A 4,082-nucleotide genomic window follows, 5' to 3' on the forward strand; every position below is an offset into this window, starting at 1 on the left:
TTCAGACTTGACCATGTCAGTTGAAATGACCTCTTCGGGATAGAGCGCTACAAATCGATGGACCAAATTCTCCAATTCACGCACGTTGCCCGGCCAACCATGCTGCGACAACAATTCAAGCGCGCCAGAAGATATTGATTTTCGCAACTTGGTTTCTTCGCTGTATTTTTCAATGAAGTGGCGCACCAAATCCGCAATGTCTTCGGGGCGCTCCCGCAATGCTGGCATCCGCAATTGCACAACATTGAGCCGGTAAAACAGGTCTTCACGGAATAGTCCCTGCCGGATCAGCTGGTTCAGATCACGGTGGGTCGCTGCAATAATCCGCACATCCGTTTGAATGGTCTCCCGGCCACCAACGCGGGTGAACTCGCCTTCTTGCAAAACCCGCAACAGACGCGTTTGCGCTGCCATCGGCATGTCGCCAATTTCATCCAGGAATAATGTGCCGCGCGCCGACAATTCAAAATGCCCGGGCGCACGGGCATTCGCGCCAGTAAATGCCCCTTTTTCATGGCCGAACAATTCAGATTCGATCAATTCTTGCGGAATTGCAGCCATATTGATTGCATTAAACGGGCCGTTCTTGCGCTTGCCAAACCCGTGCAACGCCTTTGCAACAACTTCTTTACCGGTGCCACTTTCACCTGAAATCATCACCGTAAGATCAGTCTGTATCAACCGCGCCATAGTCCGATAAACCTCTTGCATGGGCGCAGAGCGCCCCACAAGCGGCATATCATCAACTTCATCGTCGCTCGAACGAATGGCCTTATTCTCACGTTCCTGCAGTGCCTTTTCTGCCGTATTTGTAAGCTCCACCAAATCAAACGGCTTTGGCAAATACTCATATGCCCCCGCCTCGGTTGCTTTAACCGCGGTCATAAAAGTGTTTTGCGCGCTCATTACAATAATTGGAAGGTCTGGCCGCTGTTTTTGAATTTTGGGTAATACGTCAAATGCATTGCCGTCAGGCATCATTACATCGGTAATTAACAAATCGCCTTCGCCGCGAGATACATGGTTCCACAAGGTCGCAATATTGCTCATTGGCAAAACATCATAACCAGCACGCGTCAGGGCTTGGCTGAGCACCAGGCGGATAGATGCATCATCGTCGGCCACCAAAATGGTTCGTTTACTCATTCAAAGCTCCTTCTTTTGGGCTTGAATTTGTTGACTTTGCCATTGGCAGCAAGGTCTTGAAAATTGTTCTATCGCCAACATAGTCCACATCCACAATGCCACCCTGCCCGCGAATAAGCTTGGCCACCATCGCAAGACCCAATCCACCACCCGTTTTTTTGGAGGTCACAAACGGTTCAAATATGTGCGGCAGCATTTCAGGATCAATTCCTGGGCCATTATCCTCCACAATAACTTCAAGCGGCAACGACAAGCGCTCGCGAGTACCAGAAACGCCAACACGAATGCCCGGGCGGTAAGCAGTTGATATTTTGATTTTGCTGCCAGCTTCACCTTTGACAGCTTCGGCCGCATTCTTGACCAAGTTGAGATAAATCTGAACCAACTGGTCCCAGTTCCCCAATACGGGTGGCAAACTCGGGTCGAACTGTTTTTCGATCACAATGCCTTTTGCAAACCCGTTCTCCGCAAGCAACAACACATGGTTGAGCACAGCGTGGATATTGATCGAAGTAAGCTCTGGGTGTCGCTCATCACCAAACACCTCCATGCGATCCACCAGCTTGACGATTCGCTCCACCTCTTGTTGCACCAACCGCGCAAGCGGCCGATCTTCCTCACTTGCGCTCTGCTCAAGCAATTGCGCCGCGCCCTTAATGCCCGAAAGTGGATTTTTGATCTCGTGCGCCAACATTGCAGCCAGACCGCTCACTTGCCGGGCAGCCCCTTGCGAGGTCAACTGCTTGTCGATCTTATCCGCCATGGTGCGTTCAAACAGCGTAACCACCGCCAAATTCGGGTCCGACCCCATGGGGGCGATATGCACGTCTACCAAACGTTCATTGGGCAAGTTCACATTTCCAATAGCAATCTTGTGCTCACTGGATGCAGCCTGGCGTTCATGCACATATGCCAGCAGTCCCAACAAAGGCGAAGACGTCGCCACATGGTCATCGATTTTTTGTCGTTTAAGCAGGTTTTCGGACGTTTGAAAAAAGCTCTGTGCCGCATAATTGGCCATAACAATACGGTTTGATTTGTCGCAAATCAGAACCGGTTGGGTCATGGATTGAACAGCAGAAAACGCCAATTCATAGGCTGTTGCGCTCATGCCGCCACCTCAATTAATTCTTCAAACAATTGACCAATCAATATAGGCACCTGCGATATGTCGCCCTGTGTCAGCAGACGAGACCGAATATCAGCACTAACCTGAAATTCGGTCGCCAGAATATCCATATACCAGCCCAAATGCTTGCGCGCGCACCGCACACCAAGCGCCGGGCCATATTCATCCATCATCAACTGATAATGTTCCAGCATCAGTTCACGTCGTTCATTCACAGATGGCAATTGCGGAATTGGCCGGCCATGCAGCGCTGCGCTTACCTGACCCAAGAGCCACGGTTGCCCTTGTGCACCACGCCCAATCATCACCGCTGCCGCACCAGATAGTTCCAACGCCCGTTTGGCGCTGGCAATATCAACAATATCGCCATTCACCACCACCGGCACCGAAACCGCATCAACCACATCACGTACAGGATGCCAGCGTGCCGCACCTTTATAAAATTGTTGGCGCGTACGCCCGTGAATTGTGATCATCTGAACACCTGCTTTAACCGCATCGCGAGCAATTTCAGGGGCATTCAAACTGTCATCATTCCAGCCAAGGCGCATTTTTAGGGTCACGGGTAAATTCGTTGCGCCAAGAACTGATTCAATCAATTCTTGCGCCTTGTCTGGCACCCGCATTAATGCAGATCCCGCATACCCGTTGGTCACCCGTTTGGACGGGCAACCCATATTGATGTCGATAATGTCTGCGCCGCTCTGCTCGGCAATTTTTGCGCCCTCCGCCATCCATCGGCCTTCACATCCCGAAAGCTGAATAATATTGGGCAACCGTTCCGGGCGACCCAACCGTCGTGCCATATCAGCATGTCCATTAATCAAGCCCTCACTGGCAATCATTTCAGACACAACCATGCCCGCACCATACCGCGCAGCGATCGTGCGAAACGACTTGTCCGTGATCCCTGAAAGAGGCGCCAGAAACGCGTTCGAGGGAAAAATGTGCCTGCCAATTTGAATCGGCTTAAGTTGGTGGTGCATAATTTTTGCGCAAATCTTGATTTTGATTGAATAATAGACAGAGAATGCGTTCGACGCAAACATCCATATGGAGTTTTGCGTTAACTGGCGCTTGTCGCTTGCGATGCACTATTGTTATCGGTAAACCGAATGAAGAGCAGTTGATGAACTTGGAAATCCTATGCCCACCACTGAACTTCAAACCGCTGTTATCATTGTTGCAGCCGGTTCAGGCAATAGGTTGAATGGTCATACCTCTGATTTGCCCAAACAATATCAATTGTTGGATCACAAATCTGTTCTTGCGCACACTGTCTTTGCGTTCACTTCCCACCCGGCTGTGCAAGTGGTTGTGCCGATCATCAGCGCACAACACAGCAAAATCTATGATGACCTCGCGCTAGACAACACTAAACTATTGGCACCCGTGATTGGCGGAAACACGCGACAAGCCTCTGTATTTGCTGGACTTAAGGCGCTAAAGGCAATCAATCCGGACATCGTGCTGATTCATGACGCCGCCCGACCATTTGTCGGCTCCACGATAATCTCAAATGTCATAGAAGCATCAAAATCGGGCGGCGCAATCCCTGCTCTACCCATCACCGACACATTGAAATTTGTGCCCGACGGCAAGCTGATTTCGAAAACACTGGATCGGTCAAAGCATTTTGTGGCCCAAACGCCGCAAGGTTTTGATTTTGACGCAATTTTCGAAGCCCATGAAAAAGCGGCGCTTCATTCTGATACTGAATTTACTGACGATGCATCAATTGCTGAATGGGCGAATATTGATGTTGCCATTGTTGGTGGTGATCCCAATAACAACAAAATTACTTTTT

4 protein-coding genes are annotated in these 4,082 nt (G+C 50.1%); 1 reads left to right on the forward strand and 3 read right to left on the reverse strand.

Annotated elements, in window-relative coordinates:
- The 3 genes from ntrC to dusB all read right to left on the reverse strand — a co-directional run.
- On the reverse strand, nt 1-1,146 hold a 1,146-nt coding region (gene ntrC, locus ACJAZW_RS15195; RefSeq protein WP_415159616.1), incomplete at its 3' end, for a nitrogen regulation protein NR(I).
- Entirely contained in the window at nt 1,139-2,257 is a 1,119-nt protein-coding gene (locus ACJAZW_RS15200) for a two-component system sensor histidine kinase NtrB (RefSeq protein WP_415159618.1), read from the reverse strand. The genes ntrC and ACJAZW_RS15200, both read right to left, overlap by 8 nt.
- On the reverse strand, nt 2,254-3,261 hold the full coding sequence (dusB, locus tag ACJAZW_RS15205) for a tRNA dihydrouridine synthase DusB (protein WP_415159620.1): 1,008 nt from the start codon (nt 3,259-3,261) through the stop codon (nt 2,254-2,256). Before dusB ends, ACJAZW_RS15200 begins: the two co-directional genes overlap by 4 nt.
- A gap of 160 nt (nt 3,262-3,421) precedes the next feature.
- Between dusB and ispD the strand changes: the two genes are divergently transcribed.
- The coding region (ispD, locus tag ACJAZW_RS15210; RefSeq protein ID WP_415159622.1) for a 2-C-methyl-D-erythritol 4-phosphate cytidylyltransferase at nt 3,422-4,082 on the forward strand (661 nt) is incomplete at its 3' end.

It is taken from the genome of Maritalea sp. (assembly GCF_047634455.1).
Lineage (GTDB): Bacteria > Pseudomonadota > Alphaproteobacteria > Rhizobiales > Devosiaceae > Maritalea.

Coding starts and splice junctions, on each gene's coding strand:
- dusB (WP_415159620.1), bottom strand. CDS start 3,261: ATGCACCACCAACTTAAGCCGATTCAAATTGGCAGGCACATTTTTCCC.
- ACJAZW_RS15200 (WP_415159618.1), bottom strand. CDS start 2,257: ATGAGCGCAACAGCCTATGAATTGGCGTTTTCTGCTGTTCAATCCATG.